The 16,912-nt window shown below is 58.0% G+C and carries 15 protein-coding genes and 2 tRNA genes; 5 read left to right on the top strand and 12 right to left on the bottom strand.

Annotation, left to right across the window (positions count from 1 at the left end; translation table 11 throughout):
• Window positions 1-87: 87 nt before the first annotated feature.
• From tssG to tssB, 7 genes are all read right to left on the bottom strand, one after another.
• Window positions 88-1,110 carry a type VI secretion system baseplate subunit TssG gene (gene tssG, locus B0E51_RS04460; RefSeq protein WP_077443616.1) on the bottom strand — a complete coding sequence of 341 codons (1,023 nt, stop codon included), beginning with the start codon at window positions 1,108-1,110 and terminating at the stop codon, window positions 88-90.
• Entirely contained in the window at window positions 1,074-2,957 is a 1,884-nt protein-coding gene (tssF, locus tag B0E51_RS04455) for a type VI secretion system baseplate subunit TssF (RefSeq protein WP_077443615.1), read from the bottom strand. Before tssF ends, tssG begins: the two co-directional genes overlap by 37 nt.
• A 6-nt stretch (window positions 2,958-2,963) precedes the next feature.
• Complete coding sequence (tssE, locus tag B0E51_RS04450) at window positions 2,964-3,467, bottom strand: type VI secretion system baseplate subunit TssE (protein WP_077443614.1); 504 nt, start codon at window positions 3,465-3,467, stop codon at window positions 2,964-2,966.
• Between the two features lie 18 nt (window positions 3,468-3,485).
• Window positions 3,486-4,277 carry a type VI secretion system accessory protein TagJ gene (locus B0E51_RS04445; RefSeq protein ID WP_077443613.1) on the bottom strand — a complete coding sequence of 264 codons (792 nt, stop codon included), beginning with the start codon at window positions 4,275-4,277 and terminating at the stop codon, window positions 3,486-3,488.
• 189 nt (window positions 4,278-4,466) lie between these two features.
• Window positions 4,467-4,955 carry a type VI secretion system tube protein Hcp gene (locus tag B0E51_RS04440; protein WP_254424404.1) on the bottom strand — a complete coding sequence of 163 codons (489 nt, stop codon included), beginning with the start codon at window positions 4,953-4,955 and terminating at the stop codon, window positions 4,467-4,469.
• 129 nt (window positions 4,956-5,084) lie between these two features.
• Window positions 5,085-6,581 (bottom strand): type VI secretion system contractile sheath large subunit, encoded by a 1,497-nt coding sequence (tssC, locus tag B0E51_RS04435; protein ID WP_077443611.1) that lies wholly within the window; start codon window positions 6,579-6,581, stop codon window positions 5,085-5,087.
• A gap of 6 nt (window positions 6,582-6,587) precedes the next feature.
• Window positions 6,588-7,109, bottom strand: a complete 522-nt coding sequence (tssB, locus tag B0E51_RS04430; RefSeq protein ID WP_077443610.1) for a type VI secretion system contractile sheath small subunit — start codon at window positions 7,107-7,109, stop codon at window positions 6,588-6,590.
• Window positions 7,110-7,705: 596 nt separating this feature from the next.
• Between tssB and B0E51_RS19100 the strand changes: the two genes are divergently transcribed.
• Entirely contained in the window at window positions 7,706-8,038 is a 333-nt protein-coding gene (locus B0E51_RS19100; protein ID WP_143525784.1) for a hypothetical protein, read from the top strand.
• Window positions 8,039-8,115: 77 nt separating this feature from the next.
• Here the strand turns inward: B0E51_RS19100 and B0E51_RS04425 are convergent.
• Together B0E51_RS04425 and uvrB are read right to left on the bottom strand one after the other, a co-directional pair.
• Window positions 8,116-8,190 (bottom strand) — tRNA-Val (locus tag B0E51_RS04425).
• Between the two features lie 83 nt (window positions 8,191-8,273).
• Window positions 8,274-10,295 (bottom strand): excinuclease ABC subunit UvrB, encoded by a 2,022-nt coding sequence (uvrB, locus tag B0E51_RS04420; RefSeq protein ID WP_077443609.1) that lies wholly within the window; start codon window positions 10,293-10,295, stop codon window positions 8,274-8,276.
• A gap of 197 nt (window positions 10,296-10,492) precedes the next feature.
• On the opposite strand from uvrB, the gene B0E51_RS04415 reads away from it, so the two are divergent.
• A complete protein-coding gene (locus B0E51_RS04415) occupies window positions 10,493-11,008 on the top strand; it encodes a GspH/FimT family pseudopilin (RefSeq protein ID WP_254424403.1) in 516 nt (171 codons plus the stop codon).
• A 51-nt stretch (window positions 11,009-11,059) separates the two neighbouring features.
• Here the strand turns inward: B0E51_RS04415 and B0E51_RS04410 are convergent.
• Window positions 11,060-11,136 (bottom strand) — tRNA-Asn (locus B0E51_RS04410).
• Between the two features lie 129 nt (window positions 11,137-11,265).
• Here B0E51_RS04410 and B0E51_RS04405 point away from each other — a divergent pair.
• Window positions 11,266-12,450 carry a site-specific integrase gene (locus B0E51_RS04405; protein ID WP_077443607.1) on the top strand — a complete coding sequence of 395 codons (1,185 nt, stop codon included), beginning with the start codon at window positions 11,266-11,268 and terminating at the stop codon, window positions 12,448-12,450.
• Window positions 12,451-12,626: 176 nt separating this feature from the next.
• Here B0E51_RS04405 and B0E51_RS19095 read toward each other — a convergent pair whose 3' ends face one another.
• Window positions 12,627-13,097, bottom strand: coding sequence for a hypothetical protein (locus tag B0E51_RS19095; protein ID WP_143525783.1), 471 nt, complete (start codon window positions 13,095-13,097; stop codon window positions 12,627-12,629).
• Window positions 13,098-13,539: 442 nt separating this feature from the next.
• Here B0E51_RS19095 and B0E51_RS04400 point away from each other — a divergent pair, with 442 nt between their 5' ends.
• A complete protein-coding gene (locus B0E51_RS04400) occupies window positions 13,540-13,758 on the top strand; it encodes a hypothetical protein (protein ID WP_077443606.1) in 219 nt (72 codons plus the stop codon).
• A 4-nt stretch (window positions 13,759-13,762) separates the two neighbouring features.
• Here B0E51_RS04400 and B0E51_RS04395 read toward each other — a convergent pair whose 3' ends face one another.
• Entirely contained in the window at window positions 13,763-14,137 is a 375-nt protein-coding gene (locus tag B0E51_RS04395; RefSeq protein ID WP_077443605.1) for a hypothetical protein, read from the bottom strand.
• Between the two features lie 388 nt (window positions 14,138-14,525).
• Between B0E51_RS04395 and B0E51_RS04390 the strand changes: the two genes are divergently transcribed.
• Entirely contained in the window at window positions 14,526-16,910 is a 2,385-nt protein-coding gene (locus tag B0E51_RS04390) for a DEAD/DEAH box helicase family protein (protein WP_077443604.1), read from the top strand.
• Window positions 16,911-16,912: the final 2 nt, after the last annotated feature.

Raw genomic sequence — 16,912 nt, 5'->3', positions numbered from 1 at the left:
GTTGTCAATCCGAATTTGCTGGAACGAAGTCAAGCCAATGTCGTGAGGCCGTCTCTCTTGTCCGATCTCGATACCGTGCGCGATCAATCACCCTACGGGTTTGAGCACGACATCGTCGGCATCGTTTTTCTGCGACGGCTGGCCCATCCAGGTGGTCAGCCCCATACGTCCGTTCTGCCCCAGGCGGGTAGCAGGGATATCGGCCCGCTTCAGCACAAGTTGCACATCCCAGGCTTTTTCCTCGCCTACGTAGGTCTTGACCGCAGCCACCAGTTGCCTGAGCGCCTCGCCACCGGGCAGGAAGTTGTTGAATTCGGCACGACTGAGCGGCCCGAGCCGCAGACGGAAGCGTTGCTGGCAACCCCACACGTACTCGCCCGTGACCGCCGTGCGCCCCAACCCGGCTACTTCGCTGGATGAGCCCAGCCGGAGATGGGAAGCCGGCGGCAGGCGCATCCATTCGGCCACGAATTCGACGATGCCGACCGGGATGCGGAAGAACCGTTCAAGCATTCCCTTCAAGCCTTCGGCATTGCGGGTTTGCTGCAGCAGTCGACCGGCAAAGAAGCGCTTGAACTGATCCGGCAATGCATCGCGGTCGCCGAGGTTCGGCGTGGCCAGCCCCACCATCGCGCCCATGTAAAGACGGAAACGATCCTCGGCTGGACGATCCAGATGCACGGTCGGCTGGGAATCGGCCCATGCCCGATAGAACAGGCTCATCATCCGGTGATGGAAGATGTTTGCGAACGCGATGAAGGTGCTGTCCTTGGAATTCAGCTCGCGATCCATCGCGTATTCGGTGAGATGCAGGGGCAGCGGCGCGTTGGGTCCGAACAGGCCGAAGAACAGCCCATGCATGCGCGCCGGCCTGCCACCACCACCTGGCTGATAGCGATCGACCATGCGCGGTGCAAAGAGCAACGATGGTGTCTGGCACAGCCGCACAAAATCATCCGCGGCCTTGGTGGACTGCCCCAACCGGGGCCGCTCCGGAAACGCACACTCAAGCCTGCGGGCAGCCTCGAAAAATTCGAAGCTCTCCGGATGGTCGCGCAACGCATTTTCCAGCGCTACAGCGTCTGCCGCGTTCCCAGCTTGGCGGGCCATCGAGCGACCTCGTTACGTTCCAATGTGCGCAGAACGGTTTCGGTAAAGGAATTGATGGATACATAGCGCGCGAAAAAGTGCTGCATCACTGCGCCCAGCAGGAAGGCGCCAGTCCCCTCGAAAGCGCCGTCATCACAAGTCAGCGTGATCTCCAACCCACGACCAAAGGTGATCGGCCCCGGCACCGGAATACGCCGAACGATCGCCTGTGAACTGACAGCCTTCACGCCTTCGATCTGGCGCAAGGCGCCGGAATCGAACTCGTCGCAATACAGCGTCAGCATTTCGCGCAGGGCAGCCGCACCCTCTCCACTGTTGTTTTCCAGCAGCGATACATAGTTCAGTTGCAGATGACTCAGCAGTCGCCACGCGGTTTCACCCGTGGCCACCGGTGCCCGCGGCTTGGTCGGACCGGCAACGCAGCGGATGGCTTCGACCGGCGCACCCGTCTCCAGTGTGAAATCGGTCTTTGACTTGCCCACTGGCATCTGCAGCGGCAGATCCCGGTTGGTGCACATCAACTGCATGCCGACCTGGCGCAGCTGGGTGGAGTACGGCGCATCGTTGGAATCCACCAGCGCGATGAACATCTCGTTGCCGACGTAACTGGAGCGCGCACCCTGCCGCTTCTGCCGCGACGAGACCAGGCGCGGCTCGCGACGAACAGTGTAGTAAGCGGAATGCTGGCTGTGCCAGGTACGCTCATCGCAGCCGTAGAATGGCAGGAAGCGTTGCTCTGGCTCCTGCTTGTCACCGAACCCCTCGACGTTGCCGATACTGTGGATTTCGAAATCCATCGGGCGCGTACGATCGGCAAGAACGTGATATTCGGTCTTGCCCTGCTGCAGATGAATGCGATCGGCACGACGCGGAAACAGGTTGATCGCCGGCGTGCAGAACAGGCGGAAGTTGCTGGCATCAATTGCGTTGTGCAGGCTGGCCACACTGCGGTCGAACAGCACCACGATCTCGAATTCGCTGTTCGGGATACGCGCCAGCACAGGCTTGAGGCCGGTAAATTCTGCGAACAGGAATCGTTCGGGACAGGCGAAATACTCCTGCAGCAGCCGATAGCCGCTGAACGAGCGACCGGTGTAGGGAATCAGGGCCTCATCATCGTCGAAGCCCCGGCGCCGGATGCTTGCACCGTCGAAACTCTGACTGACTTCGCCGTTCGCGCCATGCCCACGCACGATATAACTCACCGCGTTGCCCAGCAGCTGTTCGTACAATCGCTTGGGTAGTTCATCCACACCGGCGATGAATACCGGCAGATTGTCCAGCGCCAACATGTTTGCCTGGGCGCCCGCAGAAATGCGGAACTTCAGTCGCAAACCCGCACGTACCGGCTTGCCCGCCGGCAGCGCTACGCCGGTCGCGGCGATGGCAGCTGGAGTTTCGAAGTACTTGGCTTCGGTGAGCTCCAGCGGCCATAGCGTGACATCGTGAGCTGTACGGTATTCGCACGCGGTACGGTCATCCTTGCCGGTCAGGCTGCGCAGTGCGGTATGACGAGCCACAGTATGCCCCGTGAGCAACCCGCTCTCTTTCAGATCAGGCTGCATCTGCACTACGGCCATCGAGGGAATCGGCGCCAGGTAATGCGGGTAGATCATCTCCAGCATGTGCTGGGTAAACACAGGGTATTGCGCATCCAGCTTGAGCTGCACTCGAGCTGCCAGGAACGCAAACCCTTCAAGAAGGCGCTCTACATACGGGTCTGCACACTCGAAGCCTTCCAGCCCGAGACGACCGGCGATTTTCGGGTATTCGCGCGCGAATTCGCCGCCCATCTCGCGGACGTGCTGTAGCTCACGGTTGTAGTAACGCAGCAAACGCGGGTCCATGGATGATCAGCCGAAGCCCTCCGATACCTTGAACTTGCCCGTCTCCAGATCCACCTCGGTTTTCAGGTAGAGATTGAGCGGAATCGGTTGGGCCCACATTTCGGATTCGATGTTGAACATCAACGCCTGCCGATCCATGCGCGAGGCGTTCGCGTTTACCGTGACTCGCAATGTGTTAGCCGTCAGACGCGGCTCGAAAGCGAGTATCGCTTCCTTGACCTGACGCTGCAGGGTATCCGCATCAATTCCCGACAGAGCCACGCCAGTGAGGTCGGGGATACCGAAATTCAGCACCGAGCGTGACACCTCGGGGTAGTCGGCGAGATCCATACCCGCCGAAAGACTCACGCAGTTCAGCAGCCAGGACATGTCTCGCGACACGCAATCGCGCAGCCTGGTAGCCGAGATCACGCGTTTCTCGCGACTTTCCTCAGCCTTGCCGGGTTCATCGTCGGTCAGCCGATCAAGCAGCGAGGGCTGCAGCCTTTCCTGAGTGGTCAACTCGGCCATGACGTCCTCACACCCGCGTCATGCTGCGTCAAACGCGATCAGGCGGACATCGAGCAACGGGTAATCACCTGTATCGGTCGCCAGCATCCGTTGGCCGCAACCGACCTGGAAATCGGTCGCGGTCTCGACCCAGTCCGTCTTGCGTGCCAGTACGAGATCACTCTCGTCGGCACGTTCTGAGCCTTGATAGCGGCTGGGGATGAAACCGATCGCGCGGCCGCCATTGACCCATGTCACCTGCACCGGCACCCACACCTTGTCGCGCAGATCTGTCGGCGCTTCGAACTTCAGTTCCTTCAAGCGCGAAAACGGCACCCAGGAATATCCGCCGTTGACGATGATCTCGAGGCACGGGCCAAGCCGCGGATCGGCGTCTGCGATCCACTCGAACGGCGTACCGTCAATGGTCCCGCTTACCGCCGTGGCCTGCTCGAAAGCCTGCTCACGCAAGACCGCGGCCTGTTCATGCAATCCGTCAGCCGTCAGCTTGAGCGCCTGCAGCAACAATGCCAGCCACTGCTCGGGCTCACCGATCACCACCGGCAGACGCTTTCCGGCAAAAACTTCGGTACGTACCAGCTCACCTTTCAACGCTTCGGTATAGGCACCCACCATCATCGCGTTGAGTGGTTCAAGCTCGCCGCTGATGTTCAACTGGTTCTGCGCACGCTCCCATTGCCCCAGCAAGGACAACAGCTGGAATAAAAAAACCCGGCGCTTGGCGTCTGCCGGGTTGTTGCGTACTTCCACAGTCAGCAGTTGCAATGCCTCGTCGAGCCGGCCTTCTTTGAGCTTGCTTTCAGGCGTCATTTCATCTCTCGCAGGCCAACTCTTGGCCATGTCAATGACATGACCAACCCCATGAAGTGTCCGGCTCACGGGGAAACTCTGGACAAGCGGTCGGCATATGGCTGTTTGCAACTGCAAACTCATGCGCAACGCCACAATACACGACCGACTCGTACAGGGTTCCCACGAACCTCAATCAAACGACCTGGATCAGCTTACGGTCTCGACGCTGTAAGTCACCGTACCGGCCGAGGCAACCACACCCTTGTCGGTCTGTGCGAAGTACTCAACATCGAATTTCGCAAAGGCGATCGAGACGTTTTCGGTCAGCATGTCTTCGCCACCCGAGCCGCCTGTGGAATAGCTGGTGACCATTGCGCTCGAAAGCTTGATGGTGAAGTAGTCTTCCTGCTTGCCGCCAGCCTTCGAAATCGCCAAGGTCACGGTATCCATGTGATCGCCCGTCGTCAGTGCCTTGATGAACGACGTCGAACTCTTGTCGATGTACTTGGTGAAGCTGATGTCCTGCACATTCGCCTTGCCGGCACCACCACCGCTACCGTGGCCAAACGAACCACTCTGCGACATGCCCCAGGACCAAGCCAGAACCTGAATCTCGTCCTTGTGCTTCGCATGCTTCGATTCGCCGGTGAACTTGGTCGAACCGCCTTCCAATTTCAAATGCATGTCTAATGACATCAGAATTCTCCTGGACTGTTTATTTCAGTTGAACCAGCCGTACCCTACGTATTTCGTGGACGCTACTGGTAGTTGCTTGCGTTGCAATTGCTGATGCGACTTTTGAAACCAGGTGACACTTACACTCAATCAGCTCTTGGCCGCGGACGGCAGACGAGACACGAGCCTCAGGGAGACAGTCAGGCCTTCCAGCTGATAGTGCGGTTTGAGGAAGAACTTCGAGGTGTAGTAGCCCGGCGCACCCTCGACCTCCTCAACCACGACTTCTGCGGCAGACAACGGTTTGCGTGCCTTGGTCTCTTCACTGGAGTTGGCGGGATCACCGTCGACATACTGCAGTATCCAAGACGTCAGCCAGCGCTCCATCGCATCGCGATCCTTGAACGAGCCGATCTTGTCGCGCACGATGCACTTGAGGTAATGCGCGAAACGGCAGCAGGCAAACATGTAAGGCAAGCGTGCACCCAAGGCGGCATTGGCCGTTGCGTCCGGATCGTCATACTCCTCCGGCTTGCTCAAGGACTGCGCGCTGATGAAGGCCGCCATGTCCGAGTTTTTCCGGTGCACCAGCGGCATCATGCCCATCTTGTCGAGTTCGGCCGAGCGCCGGTCGGTAATGGCGATTTCAGTGGGGCACTTCATGTCCACGCCGCCATCGTCGGTCGGGAAAGTATGCGAGGGCAGTCCTTCCACCGCACCACCGGACTCGATGCCACGAATCCGCGAGCACCAACCATATTCCTTGAACGAGCGATTGATGTTCACCGCCATCGAATACGCCGCATTCTGCCAGGTGTACTTGGACGAATCGGCACCCGCGGTATCTTCCTCGAAGTTGAATTCTTCGACCGGATCCGTCTTCGCACCATAAGGCAGACGCGCCAGCGTGCGTGGCATGGTCAGGCCGATGTATTTGGCATCGTCCGATTCACGCAGCGAACGCCACGAGGCATAGTCCGGGGTCGAGAAAATCTTGGCCAGATCACGCGGGTTGGCAAGTTCGTTCCAGCTGTCCATACCCATCAAGGTTGAATTGGCAGCAGCCAGGAATGGCGCGTGCGCGGCCGCGGCAACCTGTGCGATGCCGCCAAGCAGCTCCACATCGGGCGGACTATGGTCAAAGTAGTAGTCACCGACCAGGCAGCCATACGGCTCGCCACCCAGCTGGCCATACTCCTCTTCATACATCTTCTTGAAGATCGGGCTCTGATCCCAGGCGGTGCCCTTGTAACGCTTCAGGGTCTTGGCCAGTTCCTTCTTGGAAATGTTCATCACGCGGATCTTCAGCTGCTGATCCGTTTCGGTGTTGTTGACCAGGTGATGAAGACCACGCCAGGCGCTTTCCAGCTTCTGGAAATCGGCGTGATGCATGATCAGGTTGATTTGCTCACTGAGTTTGCGATCCAGCTCTGCAATATAGGCATTGATGGTCTGAGCAACATCGTCGGAAACGATGTCCGACTTGTTCAATACCTGCTCGGCCAGCGTGCGAATCGCAGACTCCACTTCCTCTTTCGCACGATCGCTCTTCGGCTTGAATTCCTTGTTCAACAACGAGGCGAAATCGCCCGCATCAAGAGTCTGGACTGCGCCGCCCTGTTGTTCGGCTAGGTTTTCGGTGGCCATGCTCGATTACTCCCCGTCTTTGTTGTTGCCGTCGGCCGGCTTGGGTGCCGATACCAGGGACTGCAGCAGTGCCGGATCTTTCAAGGCCTGCGCAATGAGTTTTTCAGCACCGGCCTTGCCATCCATGTAGGTATCGAGGTTGGCGAGCTGGGTACGTGCCTCAAGCAGCTTTGCTACCGCACCCACTTTTTTTGCGACCGCGGCGGGAGAGAAATCATCCATGCTCTCAAAGGTGATATCGACGGAGAGATTGCCTTCTCCGGTCAGCGTATTAGGCACAGCGAAAGTCACTCGCGGCTTCATTGCCTGCATGCGGTTGTCGAAGTTGTCGACATCGATCTCCAGCGCCTTGCGGTCTTCGATCGGCGGCAGCTCCCCGGCATTCGCACCGGAAAGATCGGACATCACACCCATCACAAACGGCACCTGCACCTTTTTCTGTGCGCCGTAGACCTCAACGTCATATTCGATCTGCACGCGCGGCGCACGGTTGCGTGCGATGAATTTCTGACTACTTTGCTTGGCCATGCGATGTCTCCCAAGTAAATGCTCGTACGGATTCGAACGGAACGATCAATTTCGGTGCAGCGCGTAAACGAACTTGCCGCAGGGAAAGCAGGCTTCAATGTGACGGCAACCCAGCAAGCTGACTTGGATGGAAGTGCCGATTTACTGCAACCTGCGCCGATGCAGTCTGCTGCCGTCATTAACGGCACTGGCTTGTGCCGTGTCGTGCAGTACGCACTTCCCGCACATCAAGCTTTGGCATCGTCAGGTCAAATATTCTTGAATGCTGCGATCCTCGATACCTTGCGTTCGAGCCACCGGAATTCCGGATGCTCGCGCACGCAACCGGGCCGGGCCCATGATTGCCAGGTATTTTCGCAAGCGTGGTCGTCCCCCCCCTCCATTCCATGCGTCGGACAGACATGAGGCATTCCTACTCGCCTCAACCGTACATCTACCGTGTTACTGCAATGGTCTTCCCCGAAAATCCCGGTTGACCAAGGCACCCGCCAGTTCCAGACGGGATAAGTCTTTGTGAACCACCGGCCCACTGCCACATGGCGTCATCATCGACATGACGTCCGAATAGCGCAGATCGCACGAACGACAGAAGCCCCATGCAGCACCAACAAGCTCCCCCCGATCCGGCGCACCTTCAGGCCAAGAACAAGAGCTGTTCGCTCGTTAACGTACATCCGCCAACGATCGTCTGCAAGCTGAATTTGAACTTGCCCGTCGCCGTTGCTACCTGTCGGCGCCAAGACATCCACGACAGCAACCAGGAAAGACCCCGCGCTTCAAAATTCGTGCTTTGGGGGAAACTCCAAGAAGCGGCCCTGCTCAGCAAAGGCCGCCGTGGCGATCATCCGATGACATCCATATTTCAGCAACCGGCTTATCGGCCGCTGGTTACCAAGACGGTGACATTAACAAAAAAGCCACCCTTTTAAAGGGTGGCTTTCTGGACTTTCTACGTACAGTTGCGTCGGTAACACATGTAGGTTTATACCTACGCCGCTGTGAAAAGTGGTGGGCGGTACAAGGATCGAACTTGTGACCCCTACCATGTCAAGGTAGTGCTCTACCGCTGAGCTAACCGCCCGTCTCGCCACGGGATGACCGCGCGAGCCGCGCAGTATACGGCAGCCGGTTGCGCTCGACAATATCCCGGCACAGGCTGGCGGTTCAGCGGAGCGCCTGTTCGCGCAATTGATGGATCTGGTCACGGAGCCGCGCGGCGTCCTCGAACTCCAGATTCTGCGCGTGCTTGTACATCTGCGTTTCCAGCTTCTTGATCGCGCCCGCGGCCTGCTGCGGGTTGAGCGCCACGTAATCGGCCGCCTGCTCGGCCACCGCGGTACGGCCACGAGAAGACTTGCTGCCACGGCGGTTGCCTGCGTCGCTGCGCGCGCCCTCCATGATGTCGGCGATGCGCCGCACGATGGTGGTCGGCACGATGCCCTGCTGCTCGTTCCACGCCAATTGCTTCTCGCGGCGACGAGCGGTCTCGTCCATCGCCGCCTGCATCGAGCGGGTGATCTGGTCGCCGTACAGGATCGCCTTGCCACGGACGTTGCGGGCGGCGCGGCCGATGGTCTGGATCAGCGAGCCAGTGGACCGCAGGAAACCCTCTTTGTCGGCGTCGAGGATTGCCACCAGCGATACCTCGGGCATGTCCAGGCCCTCGCGCAGCAGGTTGATGCCGACCAGCACATCGAATTCGCCCAGGCGCAGGTCGCGGATGATCTCGCTGCGCTCGACCGTCTCGATGTCCGAGTGCAGATAGCGCACTTTCACGTCGTGCTCGGCCAGGTACTCGGTGAGGTTTTCCGCCATGCGCTTGGTCAGGGTGGTGACCAGCACGCGATCGCCGATCGCAACGCGCTTGTGCACTTCGCTTAGCAGGTCATCGACCTGGGTACGCACCGGACGCACCTCCACTTCCGGGTCGACCAGGCCAGTCGGGCGCACCAATAGCTCGACCACCGCCTCCCCGGATTTGTCCAGCTCATAGGTGCGCGGCGTGGCCGAGATGAAGATCGAGCGCGGCACGCGCTGCTCCCATTCCTCGAAACGCAGCGGCCGGTTGTCCATCGCCGACGGCAACCGGAAGCCGAACTCCACCAGGGTTTCCTTGCGCGAACGGTCGCCCTTGTACATCGCGCCGAGCTGCGGCACGGTGACGTGCGATTCGTCCACCACCAACAGGCCGTCGGATGGCAGGTAGTCGAACAGCGTCGGTGGTGGCTCGCCGGGCTCGCGCCGGGTCAGATGGCGCGAATAGTTCTCGATGCCCTGGCAGTAACCCACTTCGGCCATCATCTCGATGTCGAAGCGCGTGCGCTGGTCCAGCCGTTGCGCCTCGACCAGTTTGTTGTCCTTGTACAGCTGCTCCAGACGCTCCTTCAGCTCGACCTTGACCGTCTCGATCGCGTTCAGCACGCTCTCGCGCGTGCTGGCGTAATGCGTGCGTGGATAGACGGTGTAGCGCTGCACCTTGCGAATCGTTTCGCCGGTGAGCGGATCGAACAGCGACAGGCTCTCCACCTCACCGTCGAACAGCTCGATACGCAGTGCCTCGATCTCCGATTCGGCCGGAAACACGTCGATGATCTCGCCGCGCACGCGGTACATGCCGCGGCGCAGCTCCATCTCGTTGCGGGTGTACTGCAGCTCGGTCAGCTGATGGATCAGCTTGCGCTGGTCGATGCGCTCGCCCTTGGCCAGGATCAGCCGCAACGACAGGTAGTCCTCCGGATTGCCGAGGCCGTAGATCGCCGACACGGTGGCCACGATGATCGAATCGCGTCGCGACAGCAGCGCCTTGGTCGCCGATAGCCGCATCTGCTCGATGTGTTCGTTGATCGAGGCGTCCTTTTCGATGAAGGTGTCCGACGCCACCACATAGGCTTCCGGCTGGTAGTAGTCGTAGTAGCTGACGAAGTACTCCACCGCGTTGTGCGGGAAGAATTCCTTGAACTCGCCATACAACTGTGCCGCCAACGTCTTGTTCGGCGCCATCACGATGGTTGGCCGCTGCACTTGCTGGATCACGTTGGCGATGGTGTAGGTCTTGCCCGAACCGGTGACGCCAAGCAAGGTCTGCGTAGCCAATCCCGCCTCGAAACCCTCGGACAGGCGCTGGATCGCCTGCGGCTGGTCGCCAGCGGGCTGATAGGGGGCAACGAGCTGGAAGCGGTCAGTCATCGGCTACAGATGTGGGCGGGGCAGCGCATTTTAAATCGAGCCTGCTGACAGGATGCGTCAGCAGAGTCCGACGCTCGGGCAGTCGGCTGCGCCACTGGCCGCACATCGGCACTGTCCTAGCATGAGGTCCCTGACAACACAGGGATGTCGTCATGAGGATATGCCGGAATGCATGGATACCGTGCAGACAGCGCGGCGTGACCCTGATCGAACAGATCATGGTGCTTGCCCTGATGGCGACGCTCACCAGCATCGCCATACCGCCATTGCAGCGACTGTTGAGCAGGAACCAGTTGCAGGTTGCCCAGACTGATTTCATCGAAGCCTTGCAGCACGCCCGCGAAACTGCGGTGACTACCGGCAAACCCGCTCTGTTCTGCCCGACTCGCAATGGCCGCAGTTGCAGCGATGAATGGCGCTGGGAAAACGGCTGGCTGCTTGGTCACGACACTGATCGCAACAATCAACCGGACCAGGCACCGCTGTATACCGGCCGCCGTTACAACGACAGGTTGATCGTCCACAGCAGCACCGGGCGCCGCTTTGTGCGCTTTCAACCCGATGGCAACGCCAGCGGCAGCAATCTCACCCTGGTGTTCTGCGAGCGATCCAACCCACGAAACGCACTAAGCGTGGTGGTCTCCAACTCCGGTCGAATTCGTGGCGCTCCTGCCAGCATGACCGAAGCCACAGGTTGCGCCCAGATGGACTGAATGGAATGCGGTAAAAGCAAAAGGCCGGCTATGTGCCGGCCTTTGCCAAACTGGCGCCCGAAGCTGGACTCGAACCAGCGACCCCCTGATTAACAGTCAAGTGCTCTAACCAGCTGAGCTATTCGGGCTATCATCCAAGCCATTGATATATATCATATATATACCGCATTCTTTCAGACAACGAAGTATAATGAACCCTCGAAATCACGCACTCCGCTTCCCTGGCGCTTCCCCGGGCAGCACCGCAGAGGGGATCAATGCCAGCAGGTCAAAAGCTCACCAAGAGGCTTGTCGAATCTCTACGCCCGGCAGTCTCTGGGGACGTATTTATCTGGGATACCGAGGTGACCGGGTTCGGCGTAAGGGTCAAACCTAGTGGGACTCGATCATTCATGTTCCGCTATCGCACACCGGGTGGTGGGAATGATCGAAAGGTAACCATTGGTCGATATCCAAGTCTCTCTGTCGAAGAAGCTCGTGAGCATGCTCGGGAACTCTACGCCCAGAAATCGAAAGGAGTCGACCCAGCGGTTGAACGACGACGAGCCCGGGCAGCCAAGACCGTGCGCGAACTTGCTGACTACTATCTGGGGCAACACGCAACAACCAAAGGAAACAGAACCACTACGCTCAACGAGTATCGCCGGGCACTTGGCAAGCATCTGTTACCGAAGTTTGGTAACTGGAAGTTGAACCAGTTCACCAAGGGCGACATGACGGCATTGATGCATACACTGGTTGGGACACCGACCGCAGCCAATAGGCTGAGGGCGGTCATTTCCGGGATGTATGGCGTCGCAGTCAACTTAGGTTGGATCGAGAAAAATCCTTGCCAGGGCGTGATCGCCTATCGCGAACGCGCCAGAGAACGCTTTCTAACAACTGCCGAGCAATCAGCCCTCGTCACCTATCTGAACAGGCATCGTAATCAGAACGCGGCTGATGTTGTGAGGCTACTTCTTCTCACCGGCGCTAGACGAGGCGAAGTCCTTGCAGCCACTTGGAACATGTTCGATCTCACACGGAAGCTTTGGATCAAGCCAAGCCATCACACCAAGCAAAATCGCGAGCACGTCGTCGGACTGTCGAAGGCCGCGGTCGAAATTCTAGAAAGCCGGCAGGAAAAGGTCGGGGCAGCATCCATTTTTGTCTTCCCTCGCAGGTCAGATCCAGCAAAACCGATCGTTGGAATCAAAAAGTTCTGGGCTGCCTTACAAAAAGATTTAGGGTTAGAAGGCGTGCGACTACATGATCTTCGCCACACCAGCGCTTCTGTGTTGCTATCGGCGGGTCACTCTCTTGCGGAGGTTGGCGGGGTGCTCGGACACACGCAGAGCCGCACCACGGAACGGTATGCACACTTGTTTGACGAAAACATCCACCGTTCAGCCGCAACGTTGGACGAGGCATTCTTTAAAATGGTTCGTGATACGAAATCCTAATTTACCTCGTAAAGTTATTGAATCGTACCTGCTCGACGACGCCAACACTTCGTATGACGTTACCCTACAAACGCTCTCGCTCACCTGACGCGAGGCTGCTGCCTGCGCTTCGCGAGTCACAGTGGTGCAGGACGGATCCTATCCAGCACCACCGAAGTGACCATATATATTATCAATTAGGCAGCTGAACGAAGCTCACAGACCATATTGTGAACTTGTGATCTTTTCAGTTGAGCCGATAAGCCTGAAGAATGCAGCTTGATTCGAACTCGCCCTCGATGCTGCGGAATAATCGTTACTGTTTCCCCCGACCATTTGAGAGGAATACTTCCCTTCTCTACAAATCCATCAGTTGCAAGTCGGATTAGACTGGCGAGTGTTTCCGCCTCGCCTTCGTCAATGAGCATTGCACCCGACATTAATACATTGTCACGAAGCCAAATCTCGATTGGGAATTCAGGGTTTGTTGATTCACCTACATGAAAACCCTGTGTAACCAAGCGCTCAGGGACTGCAACAAGAGGCGCGCGACTCATGGCCACATTGTAAGTCGCATCTTGATCGCAGAGCTCTGCAAAGAGCGAAATCAATGTTGCCACATCATTATCTTCCTGAGGTGAACCCGTCACCATTGCCGCATTCTGCATCTTGTATTCCTCCTGTTATGTGTCGACTCTCCGAATTCTTTTTAACCCAGATATCTCCACGCTGTGTAGACATCTCAGCCGGGTGGCGGTCTGCGCCCGAGAAGTATTGAGCCTTAATCAAAACAGTATTTCAACAGAAATCTTTAGGCAGTTTTTTCCTAAAAAATTTTTAGGAAATTCCTAGGAAATTTATCGAGATTATTTTCCTCACCGAGGGGCGGCGGAAGCTCTCCGTGTGAGGATTACCCGGTAACGTTTCACACAGTCCTCCCACCGACACTGCGTGTCGGCAACCCCTGACATACGAGTAGCAAGCCTCGATGACACTCTCAAGCCGTCCCGCTAGTCCGGCCCGAGCCGACGGACGTCAGGCCATGCCGGCGTCGAACGAGTCAGGTGGAACCGACGAACCGGGACGCACCTTTTCATTTGGGCTACAACGATGAGTGGGACCTTTTCCATCAAGGAAGACAGCGCCGGACTCTGGCGAATCTGTCGCGGTCACCACGATATCGCCAGCCGCCTACGGCTGGAACAAGCCATCAAGCAAGCCAACCAACTCTCCCGCGACGAACAGCTCGCCACCGGTGAGGACGCCGTTGTGGAGATGTATGTCCAAGACTCCGCCATCACCCTCACGCAGCTGCCTGCAAGTCGATAGACCGTCAGTCCGGCACCACCGTCGGCGACAAGTTGCCAGAGTCGACCATCGTCTTCATTCTCACGGCATGCGCGAGCTTGATGATCAGGTCGAGATCATCGCCTGGCAAATCAGCGATGCAAACGGAATCGCCCGAAGACCATACCCACATGACGAACTCGTCGCTTTCGTGTTCATCGACGTGCGTCACTGCTACAAGACGCGTCGGTGAATCCTGCCCTGCCTGATCGGAGTGACCCTTGGCTGCGGGCTTTCTTGACTCGGGGTTGAGGCAAGCTTCGATGACCGCAGCTCCAACAGCGCGTTCGCGGTCGGCCTGATCGCCGTGCTTGGTTCGGAGTTGGTCCTCAGCTACTGAAATCAGATGGTAGATGGCCATGTGCACCTCGCGTTCAAGAGTGATTGATCGCTCAATGCTAGCGACGTCGCGCGCTACTGTCGGGCTGGAAATTCAGGAAGTGCAGGCGATCTCAGCGATTGAGAGCAGTAACTCGGTCGTCAATCAAGTTGATCCGCGCGCCGGCGTCCAGTCAATACCATTGCCAGCAGCCACAACCGGCTCGTGCATGCCAAAATCCCCCTTGGACTGCTCCTGTGGTGGGGCAGCGACTTAATGAGGGATACCAGGACACGCAGATTGATGAACGCCTTCAAGGCAACCTGAACTACTATCGCCAAGCCGAAGTATTCGAGCGAGAGAATGGCACCCGCCTCGTCAGCGGCCAGGGGAAAAATAGCATGTCCGATCCAGAACGCGCTCTAGCCGCATGAACAAAAAATCCCTCAGCGAGCGCGACATCTGCACGAAGTTCATCACGCCGAGCCTCGTGGCAGCGGGGTGGGACCTCGACACCCAGATTCGTGAGGAAGTCGGCTTCACCGACGGCCGCATCTATGTGCGCGGAAAAATCCACGCTCGCGGCGCGAAGAAGCGCGTGGACCACATCCTTTACTACAAGCCCAACATCCCTCTCGCGATCATCGAGGCCAAGGACAACAACCACACGGTCGGCGCGGGAATGCAGCAGGCCCTCGGCTACGCTAAGCCGCTTGACGTTCCATTTGTCTTCAGCAGCAACGGTGACGGGTTCCTCTTCCACGACAAGACGGTGAAGTCGGGACCTATCGAGACAGAACTCCCGCTCGACGCTTTCCCGTCGCCTGAGAAGCTCTGGCAGAAATACAAAGCCTTTAAAGGGATCAACGATGAGATCGAGTCTCTCGTTGCGCAGGATTACTTCTCAGACGGCTCAACCCGCTCGCCACGCTATTACCAGCAAATCGCCATCAACCGCGCGGTCGAAGCAATCGCCCGAAGCGAAGGTAACAACCGCCACCTCCTCGTCATGGCGACGGGCACCGGCAAAACCTACACGGCTTTCCAGATCATCTACCGCCTGTGGAAGAGCGGCCTGAAGAAGCGGATCCTATTTCTGGCCGACCGCACCGCGCTCATCGACCAGACCGTCCGCGGCGACTTCCGCCACTTCAAGGACGCGATGACCGTCATCAAGCACAAGCAGATAGACACTGCCTACAACATCTATCTCGCCCTCTACCAGGGCCTTTCCGACAATAACGACGCCGACGCCTACAAGCAGTTCAGCCCCGAATTTTTCGATCTAATCATTGTGGATGAGTGTCATCGCGGCAGCGCCCGAGAAGACAGTAAATGGCGCGAGATTCTCGAATACTTCAAAGGTGCGACTCACATCGGCCTCACCGCCACGCCGAAGGAGACCAAGGAAATTTCCAGCTCTGAGTATTTCGGCGAACCGCTCTACACCTACTCGCTCAAGCAGGGCATCGACGACGGATTTCTCGCTCCCTACAAGGTCATAAAGGTCACGCTCGACATCGACGCCGAAGGCTGGCGTCCGCCGAAGGGCTTCAAGGACAAGGATGGCAGGGAAATTGAAGATCGCCTCTACAACCGCACCGACTTCGACCGTCACCTCGTGGTCGAAGAACGCCGCCACATCGTCGCGCAGAAGATCACGGATTTTCTCAAAGGTAGCGACCGCTTTTCCAAGACCATCGTTTTCTGTGTGGACATCGAGCACGCCGAGGGGATGCGAAAGGAATTGGCCAACGCCAACGCCGATCTCGTCGCCGTCAACAGCAAATATGTGATGCAAATCACTGGGGACAACGAGGAGGGAAAACGCCACCTTGACGCCTTCATCAGCCCCACCGAGCTTTACCCCGTCATCGCTACGACATCGAAGCTCATGACCACGGGAGTGGACGCGCAGACCTGCAAGCTTATCGTCCTCGACTCGAACATCGGCTCCATGACCGAATTCAAGCAAATCATCGGACGCGGCACCCGCATCAATGAGGACTTTGGGAAGCACTACTTCACCATCATGGATTTTCGCAATGTCACCGCGCTCTTTGCGGACAAGGAGTTCGACGGCGATCCCGTCCGTGTGAAAGAATTCAGCGAGAACGACGACATCGCGGACGCCGACGATGAAACCGACGACAAGCCTGTCACTGACGTCATCACCGGCGACGAGATCGACTTCCCGGAGGCGGAAAAGCCCGATGTTTCAATCGACGGCGACCCCACTGCGCCGGAGCGTCGCCGCAAAGTCACCGTCAACGGCGTGGAAGTCACTGTCATCAAGGAGCGCGTCCAATACATGGGCAACGATGGCAAGATCATCACCGAGAGCCTGCGCGATTACACACGCAAGAGCGTCCGCATAGCCTACGCCTCGCTCGATGACTTTCTCACTTCGTGGAATCTCGCCGACAAAAAGCGCGCCATCGTCGATGAGCTGGAGCAACAAGGCGTTATCTTTGCCGCATTGAACGAGGAAATCGGCTCAGCCTTCGATCCCTTCGATTTGATCTGCCACGTCGCCTACGAGCGGAAGCCACTTACCCGCAAGGAGCGCGCGGAGCAGGTGAAGAAGCGCGATTACTTCACCAAATACGGAGACCTTGCCCGCAGGGTCATCGCCGCGCTCCTCGACAAATACGCCGACGACGGTGGGCTCGATTTCGAGAACCCCGAGATCATCCGCCTCGACCCGCTCAGCAAGCTCGGCTCTCCGGTTGAAATCATCCGCGCCTTCGGTGGCAAGTCAACCTACGAGGCCGCGATCCACGCGCTAACTGACGAACTTTACAAGGCTGCCTGACC

Source organism: Rhodanobacter sp. C05 (assembly GCF_002001165.1).
Taxonomy (GTDB): Bacteria; Pseudomonadota; Gammaproteobacteria; order Xanthomonadales; family Rhodanobacteraceae; genus Rhodanobacter.
The sequence above is the reverse complement of the archived record's forward strand: the minus strand, read 5'-3'. Positions and strand labels throughout refer to the sequence as shown.

Excerpts from the sequence above, each read along its gene's own strand:
- tssC (WP_077443611.1), bottom strand. The coding sequence starts at position 6,581 with ATGGCCACCGAAAACCTAGCCGAACAACAGGGCGGCGCAGTCCAGACT.
- tssG (WP_077443616.1), bottom strand. The coding sequence starts at position 1,110 with ATGGCCCGCCAAGCTGGGAACGCGGCAGACGCTGTAGCGCTGGAAAAT.
- B0E51_RS04440 (WP_254424404.1), bottom strand. The coding sequence starts at position 4,955 with ATGTCATTAGACATGCATTTGAAATTGGAAGGCGGTTCGACCAAGTTC.
- B0E51_RS19095 (WP_143525783.1), bottom strand. The coding sequence starts at position 13,097 with ATGCAGAATGCGGCAATGGTGACGGGTTCACCTCAGGAAGATAATGAT.
- tssF (WP_077443615.1), bottom strand. The coding sequence starts at position 2,957 with ATGGACCCGCGTTTGCTGCGTTACTACAACCGTGAGCTACAGCACGTC.
- B0E51_RS04390 (WP_077443604.1), top strand. The coding sequence starts at position 14,526 with ATGAACAAAAAATCCCTCAGCGAGCGCGACATCTGCACGAAGTTCATC.
- B0E51_RS04445 (WP_077443613.1), bottom strand. The coding sequence starts at position 4,277 with ATGACGCCTGAAAGCAAGCTCAAAGAAGGCCGGCTCGACGAGGCATTG.
- B0E51_RS04400 (WP_077443606.1), top strand. The coding sequence starts at position 13,540 with ATGAGTGGGACCTTTTCCATCAAGGAAGACAGCGCCGGACTCTGGCGA.
- tssE (WP_077443614.1), bottom strand. The coding sequence starts at position 3,467 with ATGGCCGAGTTGACCACTCAGGAAAGGCTGCAGCCCTCGCTGCTTGAT.
- tssB (WP_077443610.1), bottom strand. The coding sequence starts at position 7,109 with ATGGCCAAGCAAAGTAGTCAGAAATTCATCGCACGCAACCGTGCGCCG.
- B0E51_RS04405 (WP_077443607.1), top strand. The coding sequence starts at position 11,266 with ATGCCAGCAGGTCAAAAGCTCACCAAGAGGCTTGTCGAATCTCTACGC.
- uvrB (WP_077443609.1), bottom strand. The coding sequence starts at position 10,295 with ATGACTGACCGCTTCCAGCTCGTTGCCCCCTATCAGCCCGCTGGCGAC.
- B0E51_RS04395 (WP_077443605.1), bottom strand. The coding sequence starts at position 14,137 with ATGGCCATCTACCATCTGATTTCAGTAGCTGAGGACCAACTCCGAACC.
- B0E51_RS19100 (WP_143525784.1), top strand. The coding sequence starts at position 7,706 with ATGCAGCACCAACAAGCTCCCCCCGATCCGGCGCACCTTCAGGCCAAG.